The 18114-nt window shown below is 69.3% G+C and carries 16 protein-coding genes; 8 read left to right on the top strand and 8 right to left on the bottom strand.

The window, feature by feature from the left end; all coding sequences use genetic code 11:
- Positions 1–63: 63 nt before the first annotated feature.
- On the top strand, positions 64–405 hold the full coding sequence (locus tag ACFCZF_RS05085; RefSeq protein WP_376670472.1) for a hypothetical protein: 342 nt from the start codon (positions 64–66) through the stop codon (positions 403–405).
- A gap of 457 nt (positions 406–862) precedes the next feature.
- Here the strand turns inward: ACFCZF_RS05085 and ACFCZF_RS05080 are convergent, their stop codons facing one another.
- From ACFCZF_RS05080 to ACFCZF_RS05055, 6 genes are all read right to left on the bottom strand, one after another.
- On the bottom strand, positions 863–1915 hold the full coding sequence (locus ACFCZF_RS05080) for an ImmA/IrrE family metallo-endopeptidase (protein WP_376670471.1): 1053 nt from the start codon (positions 1913–1915) through the stop codon (positions 863–865).
- Positions 1912–2640 (bottom strand): hypothetical protein, encoded by a 729-nt coding sequence (locus ACFCZF_RS05075; RefSeq protein WP_376670470.1) that lies wholly within the window; start codon positions 2638–2640, stop codon positions 1912–1914. Before ACFCZF_RS05075 ends, ACFCZF_RS05080 begins: the two co-directional genes overlap by 4 nt.
- Positions 2621–3832, bottom strand: coding sequence for a TniB family NTP-binding protein (locus tag ACFCZF_RS05070; protein ID WP_376670469.1), 1212 nt, complete (start codon positions 3830–3832; stop codon positions 2621–2623). Before ACFCZF_RS05070 ends, ACFCZF_RS05075 begins: the two co-directional genes overlap by 20 nt.
- Positions 3833–3849: 17 nt before the next feature.
- Positions 3850–5937 (bottom strand): integrase, encoded by a 2088-nt coding sequence (locus tag ACFCZF_RS05065; protein ID WP_376670591.1) that lies wholly within the window; start codon positions 5935–5937, stop codon positions 3850–3852.
- Positions 5937–6689, bottom strand: coding sequence for a TnsA-like heteromeric transposase endonuclease subunit (locus tag ACFCZF_RS05060; RefSeq protein WP_376670468.1), 753 nt, complete (start codon positions 6687–6689; stop codon positions 5937–5939). The genes ACFCZF_RS05065 and ACFCZF_RS05060 overlap by 1 nt, the downstream gene beginning before the upstream one ends.
- A gap of 214 nt (positions 6690–6903) precedes the next feature.
- Positions 6904–7896 (bottom strand): RNA-guided endonuclease InsQ/TnpB family protein, encoded by a 993-nt coding sequence (locus ACFCZF_RS05055; RefSeq protein WP_376670467.1) that lies wholly within the window; start codon positions 7894–7896, stop codon positions 6904–6906.
- Positions 7897–7941: 45 nt separating this feature from the next.
- Between ACFCZF_RS05055 and ACFCZF_RS05050 the strand changes: the two genes are divergently transcribed.
- The 3 genes from ACFCZF_RS05050 to ACFCZF_RS05040 all read left to right on the top strand — a co-directional run bounded on the left by ACFCZF_RS05050 (position 7942) and on the right by ACFCZF_RS05040 (position 9419).
- On the top strand, positions 7942–8148 hold the full coding sequence (locus tag ACFCZF_RS05050) for a toxin-antitoxin system HicB family antitoxin (protein ID WP_376670466.1): 207 nt from the start codon (positions 7942–7944) through the stop codon (positions 8146–8148).
- A gap of 96 nt (positions 8149–8244) precedes the next feature.
- Positions 8245–8583, top strand: a complete 339-nt coding sequence (locus ACFCZF_RS05045; protein ID WP_053135097.1) for a YnfA family protein — start codon at positions 8245–8247, stop codon at positions 8581–8583.
- A gap of 53 nt (positions 8584–8636) precedes the next feature.
- A complete protein-coding gene (locus ACFCZF_RS05040) occupies positions 8637–9419 on the top strand; it encodes an SDR family NAD(P)-dependent oxidoreductase (RefSeq protein ID WP_376670465.1) in 783 nt (260 codons plus the stop codon).
- Positions 9420–9440: 21 nt separating this feature from the next.
- Here the strand turns inward: ACFCZF_RS05040 and ACFCZF_RS05035 are convergent, their stop codons facing one another.
- Positions 9441–10634: an RtcB family protein gene (locus tag ACFCZF_RS05035; protein ID WP_376670464.1), complete on the bottom strand. Its 1194-nt coding sequence runs from the start codon at positions 10632–10634 to the stop codon at positions 9441–9443.
- 204 nt (positions 10635–10838) lie between these two features.
- On the opposite strand from ACFCZF_RS05035, the gene ACFCZF_RS05030 reads away from it, so the two are divergent.
- The 3 genes from ACFCZF_RS05030 to ACFCZF_RS05020 all read left to right on the top strand — a co-directional run bounded on the left by ACFCZF_RS05030 (position 10839) and on the right by ACFCZF_RS05020 (position 14245).
- On the top strand, positions 10839–11723 hold the full coding sequence (locus ACFCZF_RS05030; RefSeq protein WP_376670463.1) for a DUF3558 domain-containing protein: 885 nt from the start codon (positions 10839–10841) through the stop codon (positions 11721–11723).
- Positions 11724–11840: 117 nt separating this feature from the next.
- Complete coding sequence (locus ACFCZF_RS05025) at positions 11841–12725, top strand: DUF3558 family protein (RefSeq protein ID WP_376670462.1); 885 nt, start codon at positions 11841–11843, stop codon at positions 12723–12725.
- 89 nt (positions 12726–12814) lie between these two features.
- Positions 12815–14245: a DUF2637 domain-containing protein gene (locus tag ACFCZF_RS05020; protein ID WP_376670461.1), complete on the top strand. Its 1431-nt coding sequence runs from the start codon at positions 12815–12817 to the stop codon at positions 14243–14245.
- Between the two features lie 78 nt (positions 14246–14323).
- On the opposite strand, the gene lysS is transcribed toward ACFCZF_RS05020, so the two are convergent.
- Complete coding sequence (lysS, locus tag ACFCZF_RS05015; protein WP_376670460.1) at positions 14324–16090, bottom strand: lysine--tRNA ligase; 1767 nt, start codon at positions 16088–16090, stop codon at positions 14324–14326.
- A gap of 256 nt (positions 16091–16346) precedes the next feature.
- Between lysS and argS the strand changes: the two genes are divergently transcribed.
- Positions 16347–18110, top strand: coding sequence for an arginine--tRNA ligase (gene argS, locus ACFCZF_RS05010; protein ID WP_376670459.1), 1764 nt, complete (start codon positions 16347–16349; stop codon positions 18108–18110).
- The last annotated feature ends 4 nt before the right edge of the window (positions 18111–18114 follow it).

Here is an 18114-nt window from a genome sequence, read left to right as displayed (position 1 = left end):
GCGGGTCGGGAGTTGGCTTCGAGATCTGCGCGAGGCGGTCAGGCGGGGCGCAGCCCGTCGAACATGACGGTCAACGTGCGCTCGCGGGCATCCGGCTCGCCTTCGGAGGCCGTCGCGATGCCGTGGGCCACTGGCGCGACAGTCCCCAGTGCAGGCGAGCTGCGGAACGCCAAGGGCATCGACAACGTCAAGCGTCTCGGTCCCGGCGAGTACTGCGTGACCTTCACCAACACCGAGTTTGACCCGGCGAAGGTCATCCCCAGCGTCTCCTCGCTCCAGTCGGCCCTGATCGTCAGCTACACCTGGCGAAGCGGCTGTGACAAGAGCAACCACTCGGCCAAGGAGCTGACCCACAACGCCAATGGCCAGCCCGCTGACTCCTGGTTCTCCATCGTCATGCACTGAGCGAGCGGCACCGACCGCTCGGCAGCAGCTCTGAACGGCTCGCCGTCAGCCTGCTGACGGCTCGTTCAGGTCAGGTGCCGTGTGCAAGCTGATTCCGTTGGGCCGAGCGCTGCTCGGCCCAACGTGCTGTGCTGCGGTTGAGTCGGCGGGTCATGAGACTGATGACTGCCCAGGTGAGTCCAGTCCGCCCTGCCGGCCGACGGACCGCAGTTCCCCGTCGCCGACTCCGACGACCTCGTACAGGACTACTGGGCCATGTACACCAAGCGCAACCGCCCCGAGTGCTTCCACCCCGAGTCGATGACCCCGCAGGCTGGCGCGTAGCACCCGCGACGGCGAGCGGGACGGCTACGTGTGATGACACGATGCGCCGCTCACGCGCCGCCCGGAACGTTCGGTGGCCCGGGCGACGTCGTTCGCCGCCCGGCCCCTGGGCCAGGGTGCCCTCTCGGTGCTCCTACTCGTCGGCGGGAGCAGGAGGTGCTGGGCTGATCGTCGTCGCCCAGTGTGGAGTGTCGTCGGCGTGAAGGGCGGTCAGCTCCGCGACGGAGTCGACGGGAAGCCCGCGGGCTCGGAGGTAAGCCACGGCTTTGGGCAGCAGGTGGCTGCGTGCAACGGAGTTGGCTCGGGGCTGGTGGTCAGGGGGCGTTTCGTCCCCGAGTCTCTGGATGTTCGATCTGTGGGTCCACTCAGGCAGGAGTTCCAGGTCATGAAGGCGGTGTTGAACGGCGGATGTGGGAACGCCCCAGGCGCTGGCTGCTGCTGTCAGGCGTTCGGGGGTGGCTGTGCGGAGCATCGCGGCGACGACGGCAGTGCGGGGCATGAGGAACGCAGAGGCGAACTGGTCGGCCGCGGTGCGCGAGTCCCGTTGGCCTGGCCGACTGTGGCCAAGGACGAGTTGCCCGAGTTCGTGCGCGAGATGCTGCCGCGCCTGTTCGCCGTCCAGATGGGGCGGGAGAAAGATGAATGGTGTCCCGGACTGGCGTGTGGAGAACGCTCCAACATCTCCGCAGTCGATCGGGAGAGCAAAGATGCGGATGCCGTTTACTTCGAGGAGCGGCGTCAGCTCACCGCTGGGGGCGTCGCCCATCTGCCAGTGGGCCCGTAGGGCCTCGGCGGCGTGCTCGGCGTCGAGCTGCGGCCATAAGGGCAGGTTGGGGCATGGCAGCCACAGGTGTGTTTCGATCCACGCGACGAAGGCTACGGTGAGTTCGGCGACAGCAACGGCGCTGTTGCGTTTGGGCGCGGTCAGTCTGGTCGGGCTTCGCAGGCTCATCGCTTCCGGCAGGATCGGTTGGGGCGGTGGGGCTAGAAGGAACTCAGGGGTGACGTCCAGAGCGCCAGCCAGCCGGTCCAGCGACTGGGGTGACGGGTACTTCAGGCGGTTTTCGAAATGAGTGAGGCTGTGCGTCGTCAGTTTCGATGCGCGAGCGAGATCTGCCAGCGTCATCCGGCGGCGGTGCCGCGCGAGGACGAGGCGCTTTCCGGTGAAAGCGGGGATGACAGTCACAGGCTCGCGGTCATCGGATCGGGAAGCGTGCGCCGGCGGCGTTCCTGTTCGATCCAGCCCACCAGCGGGTCTTTGTGATCGTCGTAGTCGTACTGGTACCCGGGCAGGACACGTACCCGGACCTCGTCGATGAAGCGCCGCATGTCTGCCGGGTGGCCAGTGAACGCCAGGTCTCTCAGGCCGGGTGCGGCCAGCAGGCCGGCCAGGGCAACCGTTTCGGGATAGACGCTGGCAATGATCATCGAATCGTTGTCATAGGCCCGCCAGCCGGGGCCGCGCAACGCAGACATCCGCTTGTGCCGAGAATCCACGAGAGCGTCGTACTCCCACCAGCCGCTCACCATGGTGGTGGCCGCGCGCATGGCGAGGACGACCGGGCCCCACCCGTGTCGACGGCTCAGGCGATGATGGCGACGCTGGGCCTGGACGACTTCCGGAACCGTGTGGAGAGCGAATTGCGTGGCCCGGTCGTCTGTCCACTGAGCGTGCCGCATGCAGAGCCGGGTGCTGACCGGGGCCCAGTGCCAAGACCTGGGGAGCACTTCTGTGATGCCCTTCCCCATCAGGCAGCGGCTGCATGCGGGATGGAGCTTCCAGCCACTTCGCGCCAACCGCACGCTGGCGACGGGCTCGCTGTCGTCGGGCCCGGATGGCCACAGATCGGGAAGCGCGCGAAGAAGCCGGTCACGGGGCTGTCCTGACAGATCACAGATCGCGTCCAGCAAGGGCAAAGGCTCCGGCTGGATGCGAGCAGGGTCGTCGAGGTGTTCGTGCAAGAGCGTGAACGGGAGCCGGTTCGCCCTGGCAAGCCGCTTCATGCAGGAATCCCATGATTCGCGGTGCAGTGGGGCGACGGTGCGGGGCAGGGCCTGGAGCCGACGCGACGAGAGGGAAGCGCTCACGCTGCGTCCCCGATGTCGTCCTCGGTTTCCCTCGGCGGGCGGGGGCTGTCGGACTGGGTGTTGTGGTCGACCGTGATGGTGTGCAGCAGGCGGCGGGTGATCTGTTCGCTGCCGTCGGCATCGCGCTGATCGCGGCGGCGCGGATCAGATGGGACAGGCTGCTGATGCTGCCGCCGGTGCGGGTGTGGAGATACTTTGCCTGGCGGGCCAGAGTGCCGACCTCGTGGCGGTGCAGCCGCAGGGCGTGCTCCATCGTGGCGATCATGGAGCGCCATTCGCTGCCGTAGGGGAAGTTCGCGGTGTGCTGCATGACGCAACGGGCGGCAATCTGTTTGCCGCGAACGCCGGTGAACAACCCCTCCCGCTCGACGTTGATGCCGGCGTAGACGAACGTCGCTGGAATGTGCTCGGCGAAGTACTTGAGATGGTCGGACATGTCCTTGCCGCTGGACGTGCCCATCTGGATGTTGTGGATCTCGTCGACCAGGACCAGATCACAGCGGGCTTCGGTGAGGATCTCGCAGACCGCGTCGGCGATGTCCATCTCGTTGTGACGGGATTTGAGGGGCAGCCCGAGGAAGTGCGCGAAGCGCGTGGCCAGCTTGCGCGGGGAGCCGTTCGGCGGGGCCGAGACATAGACGACCGGGATGCGGTCATGGTCGGGATATCGCCGCCGTACTCGCAGTTCATGGGCTCGGCCGAGCTGCTTGATCGCGGTGGACTTCCCCGTCGCCCAGGGACCGGAGACGATCAGACCACGGCGGGCACTGATCTCCCGCCGGTTCACCAACGTCAGCAGACGTCCCTGGTGCAAGATCTCCCGGATGGCCGGGGTCTCCACGATGACCAGCTCGGAGTGGTAGTCGACGCGTGCCTCGTCGTACTCATCCCTCTCCGGATCGGCCATTGCCCGCCACTGCGCCTCGCTGAACAGTTCGAACTCTGGCGAGTCCTCGTTCACGAAGCATCGCCAGTTCGGCAGCGTTGTCGTCGGCATGCGCCGCTTGTCGGGCATGCCGAAATGCTCGGGCCCTACCACCACTTCTTTGACTCCTTGCGGGCGTCGAAGACACGCAGCGGAACGACATCGGCGACCGCCTCGTCGTCGGTTTCGTCTTCCGGCTCCTCGACCTGAGCGGACGCAGACGGCGGGGCCAGGCGGGGCCAGGAAGGATCAGAAGCGGCGCGGGTGCGGGCGGCTGCCCGCTCGGCTCGACGGCTGCGGGCGCGTTTGCGAACCGGTGGCGCCGCGTTCTCCTCGACGGGACCGGTGCCCGCCCGTTCCAGTAGTTCCCCCACCGCCTCGGAGATCGCCTCCTCGGTCACCGTGGCGCCCTGCTGGTCGCGCAGATCCCTGGCGGAGTGGTCCCAGGCCATCTCCCCGAACGGGACCGGCTGGGACGACAACAGCCTCCAGGGAACCGTGATCCAGGTCTCCTCGCGGTGGTCGCGCAGCCAGACCACACGGACGTCATAGGGGTCGTGCCGTACTTCCCACCGGTCCTGGTGATCGGCCAGGCCGGACCTCTCTCGCCGCAGCCCGTCGAGATCGCCGCAGTCGTAGATCCGGTGCTTGATCTTGATTCCGTAGGAATTCACCGCCTGCCAGCGGGTCGGCAGGAGCTTCAGGTAGTCCTCGGACGACAGCGCGAGAGGCAGGTAGCCAGCCGTCTCCACGAGCGCGGCGTACTTCTCGTTCGGTGAGAACGTCCGTCCCGGAGCGAGCGGGTCCCGCAGACCGTCATGCGGCCGGTTCTGCCACCTTGCGGTGATCCACTCTTCCAGCAGTTCCTGCAACTGCGGCAGCGACCACAGCGGCTCGTCCTCGACCCGGCTCCCGCGGTGCTCGGCCGAGCGGCCGGTGTGACCCGAGACGAACTGCGCGAACATGGTGGCCACCGATCCCAGCGTGCGTTCGATGTGCGGCTTGTGCGTCGGTGTCCTGGGCGGCGCATGGATCACCTCGGTGCCGAACGCGTCGCAGGCAATGTGGAAGTTCTTCGACAAGAACGCCTTGCCGCCGTCCACCACGATCGCCTCGGGAATGATCAGCGGGACCGCCGCCGCGTGCCGCAGGCGCTCGTCCAGCGCGAGCAACCGCTGGTAGGGCAGCACCGACCGCTCCATGCGCAGAGCATCCGTCCAGCCCGGGCGCATCGGCGCCGGTGTCACCGAGCGGGCCAGCAGCAAGGCCGCGTCGACTGACTTCGTCGTCGGCCGCAGCACCGCCGCGGTGACCGTGCGGGTGGCGACGTCAACCAGCCCGGTCAGCTCGACTCTGCCCACCACGCCCTGGTCCAGGCGTACCAACGCGTCGAACGGGGTGGAGTCGATCTCCATCAACTCGCCCGGCCGGCAGACCGTCACCTGGCCGAAGGCACCCTCGGGCTGATTTGCCAGGGACCGGCGTGTGCGCGCCGACCCGGTGGTGTGCCGGCCGCGCTCCAGGCGCTGAAACAGCCGGTAGAACGCCGACCGCTTCGGCACCGCCTCCGGCCCGTACTTGTCCTTGACCGTCTTGCTGACACGCTCGAAGTAGTAGCTGACCGTCCGGGTCGAGCCATCCGTGGCCTGGCTCATCATCTGCTGCAACTCGTCCACGACTTCCGGCCGAAGCCCTCCATGCACCGGCCGGCGAGGCGCGTGCCGCCCGTCGACCATGCCCGCGATGCCCCGCTCCTGATGACGACGCCGCCGCCAGCGCACCGTGTGTGCACTGACCGGCCGCCCCAGCTCGACCGACAACTCCGCGGCCTTGGACGCCTCGCGCTCGGCCAGCGTCCGCGTGACCGGGTCATACTCAGGCCGCGGCGAGGCGCATTGCGGAGCATCCGGCGGCAGTCCCGTGCGCAGCTCGACCATGTGCCGGTGCCACCACAAGACCTCCTCGGCCTGAACCGCCGGGACGGGGTCGAGCAGCCCCGCGGGCATCACCCTCCTGCTGCCGGAGCCAAGCACCTCGAAGCCGGGCGACATCATCAGCGTCGGCAGATGCATCGCGCTCGTGCCGCCCGCCGCGTCCGCCAGCCGCACCAGCATCCCCGACAGGCCGGCGACCGTCTGCACCTTGCCGTCGAACCTGACCCGGTCGCCAGGACGGACCACCAACGGATTGCGCATCACCACGGATCGACTCCCATCTGTCGACGGACCATGCAGCCCGGCCCCAGAACCTGCGACTCCACATCCGTGGCCAACATGCCCCGCCAGAGCAGGTGGTAGAGCACCGGCAGCACCGCGATCCGGTCCCCCGCCGCCTCCGCCCCGGCGAACAGCGGCCTCGGCTCGACGAACACCTCCAGCAGCCGCGCGGCCGTCTCCTGCCGCCAACAACGGGGATGGCCGTAGCCCCGCAACCAGCGCACGTTCGCCAGCAGGACCGGATTGATCGCCCCCACCCGCCGGAACGACCAGCCAGCCAGTTCGCAGACCCGCTCGGTCGCCGCGAACGCCTCGGCATCTTCCGCCTCGATCTGATCCACCGGACGCACGTCGACCACCACCCCGCCACCGTCGCAGCGCCGGGCGAAGAAGTCCGGGACGTGCCCCAACCGTCCCCGGCGCGTGGGCCAGAACAGTCGGAACGGCTGCGACACCAGACCCGTCACCTGCGAATCGAAGTCCATCAGCATCGCGTGATCGCGCTCCAGCCGCGACTCACATACGAGAGCCCTCCGCATAGTCGTCGACCAGTAGTCCCGAGTCACCGACCGCTGCCCGTCGTACGTACGCACCTTCCGCACCGACGGCAGCGACTCGAACCTCGCCGTCCACACCGACGACAGAGGCTCACGACGGCGTACACGGCCCTCATCGATGTACTCGACCTCCAAAACGCCGTGCCCGACATCAGCGAACGCATCGGCAGTCACCCAGCCCCCTCACCAGAGCGAACGCACCAACCCCGATCACCAGAGAGCCACACAGCCCCGTCAGCCAGCAACGGATCAACGTCCAAACCGCCCCTGAGAGCGAATACGAAGCGGGACAGGCATCAGCGAGCGACAAGACACCGTGGGACACCTGTCCCGGTCCGTACACGAGGAGAGGCAACCTGCCCCGGGACGAACAGCGAACTGAACAACGTCACGCGGGACAGCGACAAGATGGCGAAGGACGGAACACGGACTTCTGGGCCACGTTCTTGCCGGGCAGCTCCACGGTGCCCCGGGCGGAGCGGGTCATGTTCTTGATGTTCAGTTTCTCGAACCGAACGAGGTCGTAGATGCGCGCGAGCATCGTGCTGGTCTTCTCGCACCAGTCCTTGCGCCGGTCCGCCTCCCGCGCCTTGAGCTTGGCGACCTTCGCGTACTCGACCGCCTTCGTGGGGCTGGCCTTCTCCACTCGGGCCGCGCGCCGCTGGTGCTTGCGGATCTGAGCGCGTTCCCGGGTGGTGAGCTGGGGGCAGTTGAGAGTGCGGCCGTCCGACAGGGCGGCGGTGATCTTCACGCCCCGGTCGATACCGATGGCCTCGCCCGTACCTGGCACCGGGGTCGGCTCAGGAAGGACCGCGAAGGCGATGTGCCACTGCCCGTTGCGGAAGGTGACGCGGAACGTCTTTGCCTGCGGGAGCCGGGCGCCCTTGCCGTTGGCGCTGAGACGGAAGCGGACCCATCCGCAGCCAGGCACCTTGGCCTGCGCCCACCTGCGGTTCAACTTCCGCAGGGTGACGGAGCGGCCCATGACCTGCTTGCCGGTCTTCGCGTTCAGCTTCGGCGATCCGTCGGTGCTGTACTCGGGTACGCGGTCGGCACCGATGACACGGAAGCCCTCGTGCCGGAACTTCTTGCGCCAGGTCGGCTCACCGAAGCCGGAGGTGAAGCGGGCATTCTTGGCCTTGGCGAAGTCCTTGAGCGCCTGCTGCTGCACGTCGGCGTTTCCCAGGCCGAGCCATTCACTCTCGCGGCGGGCCTCGGTGAGCTGGCGGCACTGCTCGGCGAAACCGGGAGCGGCCTTGCGCCACCTGCACCAGTGCGCGTGCTGTTCAACGGCCAGGTTCCAGACGTACCGGGCGTGCGCGCAGTGCAGCAGCATCCGCTGCTCCTGCTCGCTCGTCGGATACATCCGGAAACGACTCATGGACCCATAGTAGCTCCATCATGGGTCCAGTGCCAAAATGGTCCTATGACCAAGCATGTGAACCTCCGGCTTCCCGACGACGTGCACGCGATGGCTGCGGCTGCGGCTGCCGCCGACGACCGCTCTCTGAACTCATGGCTGATCTCCGTAGTGCGACGTGCCGCCGAGCCGGCTGGTACGCCGGATCGCCCCGACGTCGATCCGGCCACTCCTGCCCCGCTACGCGGGAGAGGGCATCCGCCCCGGCCCTAAAGAATGCCCGGCAAGATCGGTGGTACGGAGCGCCCCGGCCGTCTATTCCGCAGGTCCGCCGCCCGGTGCGCACTCGGCGCGTGCGAAGCTGCCCGCATGCTCGTCCTGCGCTCCGCCGCCCTCTTCGTCGTCGCCGCCCTCTTCGAGATCGGCGGCGCCTGGCTGGTCTGGCAGGGCGTACGCGAACAGCGCGGCTGGCTGTGGGCCACCGGCGGTGTCCTCGCCCTGGGCGCGTACGGTTTCGTCGCCACCTTCCAGCCCGACGCCCACTTCGGCCGCATCCTCGCCGCGTACGGCGGGATCTTCGTGGCCGGCTCGATCCTGTGGGGCATGGTCGCCGACGGCTACCGCCCCGACCGCTGGGACGTCACCGGGGCCCTGGTCTGCCTCGCCGGGATGGCCGTGATCATGTGGGCGCCGAGGAACGGCGGCTGACTACGCTGGGCGGCGACCGCCGTACCGCCCCGTGCCCACCTCAGGAGCAGCCCATGGCCCCCGCAGCCGCCCCGTCCGCCGCCTCCCGCATCGCCGTCGTCACCGGTGCGAGCAGCGGCATCGGCGCCGCCACGGCCCGGCAGCTCGCCGGGGCCGGCTACCGCGTCGTCCTCACCGCCCGCCGCAAGGACCGTATCGAGGCGCTGGCGGAGGAGATCCAGGCGGCCGGCCACAAGGCGACGGCGTACCCCCTGGACGTCACCGACCGCGCGGCGGTCGACGAGTTCGCGTCGGCCTTCAAGACCGTCGGCGTCCTCGTCAACAACGCGGGCGGTGCGCTCGGCGCCGACGACCCGGTGGCCGCCAGCGACCCGGAGGACTGGCGCCGGATGTACGAGACGAACGTCCTCGGCACCCTCAATCTCACCCAGGCCCTGCTCCCCAAGCTGGAGGCGAGCGGCGACGGCACGGTCGTCGTCGTCTCCTCGACCGCGGGCTTCGCCGCCTACGAGGGCGGCGGGGGCTACGTCGCCGCCAAGCACGCCGAACACGTCCTCGCAGAGACCCTCCGCCTGGAGATCGTCGGCCGCCCGGTCCGCGTCGTCGAGATCGCGCCGGGCATGGTGAAGACCGACGAGTTCGCCCTGACCCGCTTCGGCGGCGACGAGGACAAGGCGGCCAAGGTCTACCAGGGCGTCGCCGAGCCCCTGACCGCCGACGACGTCGCCGACACCATCACCTGGGCGGTCACCCGCCCCGCCCACGTCAACATCGACCTCCTGGTCGTCCGCCCCCGCGCCCAGGCGTCGAACACGAAGGTGCACCGGGAAGGCTGACGCCGGACGGCGTCCCGGGCGTCAGCCCTTCACGCAGACGACCTGCTTCAGCTTCGCCACGACCTCCACGAGGTCGCGCTGCTGGTCGATGACCTGCTCGATCGGCTTGTAGGCGCCCGGGATCTCGTCCACGACGCCCGAGTCCTTGCGGCACTCCACGCCCCGCGTCTGCTCCTCCAGGTCCTTGGTGGAGAAGCGGCGCTTGGCGGCGTTCCGGCTCATGCGCCGCCCGGCGCCGTGGGAGGCGGAGTTGAAGGACTTGGCGTTCCCGAGGCCCTTCACGACGTACGACCCCGTGCCCATGGAACCGGGGATGATCCCGTACTCACCGGAACCGGCCCGGATCGCGCCCTTGCGGGTGACGAGCAGGTCCATCCCCTCGTAGCGCTCCTCGGCCACGTAGTTGTGGTGTGCGCTGATCTCCGGCTCGAAGGCCGGCTTGGCCTTCTTGAACTCCTTGCGGACCACGTCCTTCAGGAGCGCCATCATGATGGTCCGGTTGTACTTGGCGTACTCCTGCGCCCAGAACAGGTCGTTGCGGTACGCCGCCATCTGCGGGGTGTCCGCGACGAACACCGCGAGGTCGCGGTCGATCAGGCCCTGGTTGTGCGGGAGCTTCTGGGCGACGCCGATGTGATGCTCGGCAAGTTCCTTGCCGATGTTGCGGGAACCGGAGTGGAGCATGAGCCACACAGAATCGGACGTATCAGTACATACCTCAACAAAGTGATTTCCGCCTCCGAGCGTCCCCATCTGCTTACCGGCCCGCTCGTGACGGAACTTCACCGCCTCCGCCACCCCGTCGAACCGCCCCCAGAAGTCGTCCCACCCGGCCGTCGCCAGCCCGTGGAACCGCCCCGGCTCGACGGGACTGTCGTGCATCCCCCGTCCCACCGGAATCGCCTGCTCGATCTTCGAGCGCAGCCGGGACAGGTCGCCCGGCAGGTCGTTCGCCGTCAGGGACGTCTTCACCGCCGACATCCCGCAGCCGATGTCGACGCCCACCGCCGCCGGGCACACGGCACCCCGCATCGCGATCACGGACCCGACCGTCGCGCCCTTGCCGTAGTGCACGTCCGGCATGACGGCCAGGCCCTTGATCCACGGCAGGGTCGCCACGTTGCGCAGCTGCTGGAGCGCGCCCTCCTCCACCGTCGCGGGGTCCGCCCACATCCGGATCGGTACCTTCGCGCCTGGCATCTCCACGTACGACATTTCGTCCTCATTCCCCCGGAAAACAAACAGAAGTCTCAAAGCGCAAAACCGGCGCCAAGGGCAGTCAAAGGGACAACCGACCGGCGTTCACGGCAGCGCGTGCGATACACATTGTCCGCAGAGGACGCCCCCGTGCGGCAAGCGAATAACCAGCGGGGACACTGGAGTACCGACCACAGCCACACCGGCGAGAGGAGCCGCACCGTGCAGCGGAAGGCCTACGTACCCGGCGTCGCCGCCGTCCTGGCGGCGGTGCTGGCCGGCTGCACCGGCGGCTCGGGCGACGGTCCCACGGCGGACGACTCCAACCCGGGCCGGCCCGGTGTCGCGACCGAGGCCGCCGAGCCCGGCAAGTACCGCACCCTCCCGGAGCCGTGCGGCGCGGTCGGCGACAAGGCGCTCGGTTCGCTCCTGCCCGGCCTGGAGGAGATCGCGGACGAGGAGCAGCGGGAGAAGGCGTACGCGGGCGAGGCGACGCTCGCGTACGACACCGACCGCAAGGTCGGCTGCCGTTGGAAGGTGGATTCGGCGGACGCCACCAACCACCTCTTCGTCGACTTCGAGCGGGTGGTGTCGTACGACAGCTCCGTGAGCGACGACAGCGAGGCCGAGACGCTCTTCGCGAAGCAGGTGGAGACGGCCGACCTCCCCGAACCGGCGGCCTCGGGGTCGGAGTCGGAGTCGGAGTCGGGTTCGGAGTCGGGTTCGCCGTCCGCGTCCGGTTCCACGCCGGGATCCGGCTCGCCGTCCGGCACCGCGTCGCCCGGCGCGCCCTCCGCCCCGGCCTCCGGCTCCGCGTCGTCCAACGCCCCCTCGTCGAGCGCGTCCGCCAGTGCCACGCCCACCGACCTCCAGCCCCGGCTCCTCGACGATCTGGGTGACGAGGCGTTCGTGGACGACGAGCTGAGCAGCTCCGGTTCGACGGCGAAGCGGCGCACGGTGACTGTGGCGTTCCGCACGTCGAACGTCGTGGTGACCATCGAGTACGCGGAGCAGTCGGCGATGCTCGGAGTCGTGCCGGACAGCGAGGAAATGCAGGACATGGCGCGGAAACTGGCTTCCCAGCTGGCGGATTCACTGAGCGGTTGAGCCCGGCCCGGACTCCCACGCGTCCGCGCGCGACGCGTCCGAAGCGGGGCCGCGCGGTTTCCCCACCGCGTACGGTGGCCCCTCGGACCCGTTCCGACCGCAGGAACCACGAGTGCCATGAGTGAAGGAACCATGCAGCGACGAGCCCAGCGTGACCAGCGAAACCAGCAAGCGAAGCGTCTCCCCCGCGTCCTTGTCTGCGCGGCCGCCGTCCCCGTGATGCTGGTGGCAGCCGGCTGCTCCTCGGACTCCGGCTCCGACGACGGCAAGGACAAGGCCGCGTCCAAGTCGGCCGCGTCCAAGTCGGCGAAGCCCTCCCCGACGGTCCAGGCCGCGGCGTACGGGAAGCTTCCGGAGCCGTGTTCGGTGCTGTCGAAGAAGACGCTGGAAGACTTGGCGCCGAAGGCCGATTCCGGCAAGGAGGGCGCGTCCAACGACACGGCGACGCGCGCCGGTTGCTCCTGGGACAGCCTGGACGACAACGGCGTGAAGGGCTCTCAGTTCCGCTGGCTGAGCGTGTCGATGCTGCGCTTCGAGTCGGACGCGTCGCGCGGCGAGGGCGACAAGCTGGCGCGCGACTACTACACGAAGCAGTTGCAGGACGCCCAGTCCGCGCAGGGCGCGAAGAGCGTGAAGACCGCGCCGGTGAGCGGCACGGGCGACGAGGCGTCGGTCGTGCGCTACGACCTGAAGAAGAAGGAAGGCACCTTCAAGCAGCAGACGGTCGTGGCGCGCGTCGAGAACGTCGTCGTCACCGTCGACTACAACGGCGCGGGCCTGGCCGGTGACAAGACACCGGACGCCGACGACATGGTCAAGGACGCGCAGAAGGCGGCCAAGGAGGCGGTGGCCGCGGTGACGAAGGCCAACACCGCCGACACCGACGGCGCCAAGTCGAGCTCCTCGCCGTCGGCGTCCAAGTCGGCGTCGGACTCGAAGTCGTCGTCGAAGCCGAAGTCATCGTCGAAGTCGTCGTCGAAGTCGTCGTCGAAGTCGAGCTGACAGGTCGTATCGGCCCACCGGCCACCCGTCCCCCGCACACATGTGCCACTCTGTTGCGCGCAACAACAGGCACGTGGAGGGGAGTACGGGTGGCCGCGCCACTACAGCTGACCCGGACGCATCGCGTTCTCATCGGCATGGTCGTCTTCGGTGCCGTCATCATCGCCGGGATCGGCTTCGCGGGTTCCTATGCGGCGGTGCGGGAACTGGCCCTGCAGAAGGGCTTCGGGAACTTCAGCTACGTCTTCCCGATCGGCATCGACGCGGGCATCTGCGTGCTGCTGGCCCTGGACCTGCTGCTGACCTGGATCCGCATCCCGTTCCCGCTGCTGCGGCAGACGGCGTGGCTGCTGACGGCGGCGACGATCGCGTTCAACGGCGCGGCGGCGTGGCCGGACCCGCTGGGTGTGGGCATGCACGGGGTGATCCCGATCCTGTTCGTGGTGTCCGTCGAGGCCGCCCGGCACGCGATCGGCCGGATCGCCGACATCACCGCCGACAAGCACATGGAGGGCGTCCGCCTCACGCGCTGGCTGCTCTCGCCGGGGCCGACCTTCCTGCTGTGGCGCCGTATGAAGCTGTGGGAGCTGCGCTCCTACGAGCAGGTCATCAAGCTGGAGCAGGAGCGTCTGGTCTACCAGGCCCGGCTGCGCTCGCGGTTCGGGCGCGGCTGGCGCCGCAAGGCCCCCGTCGAGTCGCTGATGCCGCTGCGCCTGGCCCGGTACGGGGTGCCCCTGTCGCAGACGGCCCCGGCGGGCCTGGCGGCGGCGGGCATCGAGCCGGCGCTGCTGCCGCCGGCGCCGCAGGCCGACGCGCTCCCGGACGGAAGGGCGGCCCACGGGACGGCGCCCTCCCTGCGGAAGGCCGAGCCCGCCGGTGAGCAGCGCCCCGAGCTGGTCGGCGGCCGGGAGCCGGCGCCCGAGCCCGTGCGGGAGCAGGCCGCGGTGGGCCAGAACCCCGCGGTGGACCCGAACTCCCCGTCGGGCCAGAACCCGGCGGCGGGCCAGAACCCGGCGGGCCAGCACCTGGCGGGCCAGCACCCGGCAGCAGGCCAGAACCCCGCGATGGACCCGAACCAGAATCCGTGGCTGCACGCCCGGGACCCCCAGTCCGTCGAGTACCACGGCGACTACGACCCCGCCTACGACCCGGACCAGTACGCCCAGTGGGAAGCGGAACAGCGGCAGGCCGAGCAGTACCGGCAGCAGTTCGAGGAGGAGCCGCCCGTGCGGGAGCCCTCTCCGGAGGACACCGGCAGCTTCCCCATACCGGTCGGCCCCCGCCGCACCCGCGAGCTGGGGGAGGGTGGCGGCACGCCTGAGCCCCAGGGCCCGGACGAGGACGCCTACTACCAGGTGTTCAAGCAGTCCATCAACGGCAGCTATCCGACGCCCCGCGAGTTCGGTGACAACGTGGAGGCAACGTTCGGCACGCCGCTCGCCGATCCGGAGGCCAAGCGGTTGGTGAGCCGCTTCACCAACCGCCACAGCGCGGAGCTGGAGGACGAGCACATCGCGTAGCGGGTGTACGTACGGCGACGGGGGCGCCCGGCAGAAGCCGGCGGCCCCGTCGCCGTGTCAGCACGGTCCGGTCCGGGCCTACTCCCCGAGCAGGGCCCGCACCCGCTCCTGCCCCACCGCCAGCAGCAGCGTGGGCAGGCGCGGGCCGGTGTCGCGGCCGACGAGCAGGTGGTACAGCAGCGCGAAGAAGGACCGCTGGGCGGTCTTGATCTCCGGCGGCAGTTCCTTGGGCGTGGCGTCGGCGGAGAAGCCCGCCTGGACCTTGGGCACGCCGTAGACGAGGTGGGTGAGTCCGTCCAGCGACCAGTGGTCGGCGAGCCCGTCAAGGAGCAGCCGCAGCGAGGCCCGGCCCTGCTCGTCGAGGGACTTCAGCAGCTCGGCGTCCGGCTCCTCGCGCACGAGGGTGCGCTGGTCGGCGGGGACGTGGGTGTTGATCCACGCCTCGGCCTTGTCGTAGCGCGGGCGGGCATCCTCCAGCGCCCGCAGCGGATTCGCCGGGTCCAGCTCGCTGAGGATGCGCAGCGCCTGGTCCTCGTGCCCGGCGGTGATGTCGGCCACGGAGGCGAGCGTGCGGTACGGCAGTGGCCTGGGCGTCCTCGGCAGCTCACCGGCGGCCGTGCGGACGGCGCGCGAGTGGGCGGCGACGTCGGCGGGCAGGGCGCTGTCGTCGGCGACCTTGGCGTCGAGGCGGTCCCACTCGTCGTACAGCCGCTGGATCTCCTGGTCGAAGGCGATCTTGAAGGACTGGTTGGGCCGGCGGCGGGCGTACAGCCAGCGCAGCAGCTGCGGCTCCATGATCTGCAGCGCGTCGGCCGGGGTGGGCACCCCGCCCTTCGACGAGGACATCTTGGCCATGCCGCTGATGCCGACGAAGGCGTACATCGGCCCGATCGGCTGCTTGCCGCCGAAGATGCCGACGATCTGCCCGCCGACCTGGAACGACGAGCCGGGAGACGAGTGGTCGACACCGCTCGGCTCGAAGACCACGCCCTCGTACGCCCAGCGCATCGGCCAGTCGACCTTCCAGACCAGCTTGCCGCGGTTGAACTCGCTGAGCCGGACCGTCTCGGAGAAGCCGCACTCGGTGCAGGCGTAGGTCAGCTCGGTCGAGTCGTCGTCGTAGGAGGTGACCGTCGTCAGGTCCTTCTCGCAGTTGCCGCAGTACGGCTTGTACGGGAAGTATCCGGCGGCCGAGCCCGATCCGTCGTCCTCGGCGGCGGCGCCGGAGCCCTCGGCGGCCTCCAGCTCGGCCTCGTCGACGGGCTTCTGCGACTTCTTGCCGGCCGTCTTCGGCTTGGTCCGGTACTGGTCGAGGATCGCGTCGATGTCCCGCCGGTGCTTCATGGCGTGCAGGATCTGCTCGCGGTAGACGCCGGAGGTGTACTGCGCGGTCTGGCTGATCCCGTCGAACTCCACGCCCATCTCGGCGAGCGAGGCGGTCATCGCGGCCTTGAAGTGCTCGGCCCAGTTCGGGTGCGCGGAGCCCTTGGGGGCCGGGACGGAGGTGAGGGGCTTGCCGATGTGCTCGGCCCACGAGTCGTCGACACCCGCGATTCCGGCCGGCACCTTGCGGTAGCGGTCGTAGTCGTCCCAGGAGATGAGGTGCCGCACCTGGTGGCCCCGGCGGCGGACCTCGTCGGCGACCAGGTGCGGGGTCATGACCTCGCGCAGGTTGCCCAGGTGGATGGGACCGGACGGGGAGAGTCCGGACGCGACGACGACGACCGGAGCGGTAGCGACTGATGTTTTCGCGCCCGGGGCACGACGCTCCGACTCGGCGATGACCTCGTCCGCGAAACGGGAGACCCAGTCGGTGGTCTCTGTGCTCTGAGCCACGATCGGCACGTCCTCTTCCCTGAAAGTTCTGCTGAGCAGCCGGACGGTCGCACGGCTGACCGCTCCATTCTCCCAGCCCGGCCCGCATCCGCGAAAACCGGCGCTTCTCATCAGCGCCCCGAAGGGGCGCGGGGCAGTGCCGATATGCGGCTCCGCCGCGCGGGCCCGACCAGCCCCCACCGGCCCGCAGCCGAAAACCGCTTCCCCACCCGTGGGATACTGACCAGGTCTATCTGAACCCACGAGGAGAACGGCACCCACTCCTATGGCCTCGGTCGCGTCACTCACCGATCTCGTCAACCAGCAGCTGACGTCCGCCCTCTCCGCCGCCCGGCCGGAGGCGTCCGCGGACCCGCTGCTGCGACGAAGCGACCGGGCGGACTACCAGGCCAACGGCATCCTCGCCCTGGCCAAGAAGGCGAAGGCGAACCCGCGGGAGCTGGCGACCGAGGTCGTCTCGCACATCGTCACCGGCGACCTGATCAAGGACGTCGAGGTCTCCGGGCCCGGCTTCCTGAACATCACGATCGGCGACCGGGCGATCACCGGGAACCTCGCCGCGCGGTACGCGGACGACACCGGCCGCCTCGGTGTCCCGCACGCCCAGCACCCCGGCACGACGGTGATCGACTACGCCCAGCCCAACGTGGCGAAGGAGATGCACGTCGGCCACCTGCGTTCCGCGGTGATCGGCGACTCCGTCGTCCAGCTGCTGGAGTTCACCGGCGAGAGCGTCGTGCGCCGGCACCACATCGGCGACTGGGGCACCCAGTTCGGCATGCTCATCCAGTACCTGGACGAGCACCCGCACGAGCTGGACCACGAGGCCGGCGAGGTGAGCGGCGAGGAGGCGATGTCCAACCTCGACCGTCTCTACAAGGCCGCGCGCAGGCACTTCGACTCCGACGAGGAGTTCAAGACGCGGGCACGGCGCCGGGTGGTCGACCTCCAGGCCGGGGACCCGAAGACGCTCGCCGCGTGGCAGAAGTTCGTCGACGAGTCGAAGATCTACTTCTTCTCCGTCTTCGAGAAGCTGGACATGGAGATCCGCGACCCCGACATCGTCGGCGAGTCCGGTTACAACGACATGCTGGCCGAGACCTGCCGCCTGCTGGAGGAGTCGGGCGTCGCCGTCCGTTCCGAGGGCGCGCTGTGCGTCTTCTTCGAGGACGTCAAGGGCCCGGACGGCAAGCAGGTCCCGCTGATCGTGCAGAAGTCGGACGGCGGCTACGGCTACGCGGCCACCGACCTCTCCGCGATCCGCGACCGCGTCTTCAACCTGAAGGCGGACACGCTGCTGTACGTGGTCGACGCCCGCCAGTCCCTGCACTTCAAGATGGTCTTCGAGACCGCCCGCCGGGCCGGCTGGCTGAACGACGACGTGACGGCGCAGCAGTTGGCCTTCGGCACGGTCCTCGGCAAGGACGGCAAGCCGTTCAAGACCCGTGAGGGCGAGACGGTCCGCCTGGTCGACCTCCTCGACGAGGCGATCGACCGCGCGTCCGCCGTCGTCCGGGAGAAGGCGCAGGACCTCTCCGAGCAGGAGATCGCCGAGCGGGGCACCCAGGTGGGCATCGGCGCGGTGAAGTACGCGGACCTGTCGACGTCGGCCAACCGGGACTACAAGTTCGACCTGGACCAGATGGTCTCGCTGAACGGCGACACGTCCGTCTACCTCCAGTACGCCTACGCCCGGATCCAGTCGATCCTGCGCAAGGCCGGCGACGTACGCCCCGGGGCCCACCCGGAGCTGGAGCTGCACGAGGCGGAGCGCGCCCTCGGCCTGCACCTCGACGCCTTCGCGGAGACGGTGGCGGAGGCGGCCCGCGAGTACGCCCCGCACAAGCTGACGGCGTACCTCTACCAGCTGGCGTCCCTGTTCACGTCGTTCTACGACAAGTGCCCGGTGATCAAACCGGCGCCGCCGCGGGACGTGGCGGAGAACCGCCTGTTCCTGTCCGACGTCACGGCCCGCACGCTGCACCAGGGCATGGCCCTGCTGGGCATCCGCACGCCCGAGCGGCTCTGACCCC

It is taken from the genome of Streptomyces sp. NPDC056296 (assembly GCF_042268605.1).
Classification (GTDB): Bacteria; Actinomycetota; Actinomycetes; order Streptomycetales; family Streptomycetaceae; genus Streptomyces.
This window is presented reverse-complemented; position numbering and strand designations above follow the sequence as displayed.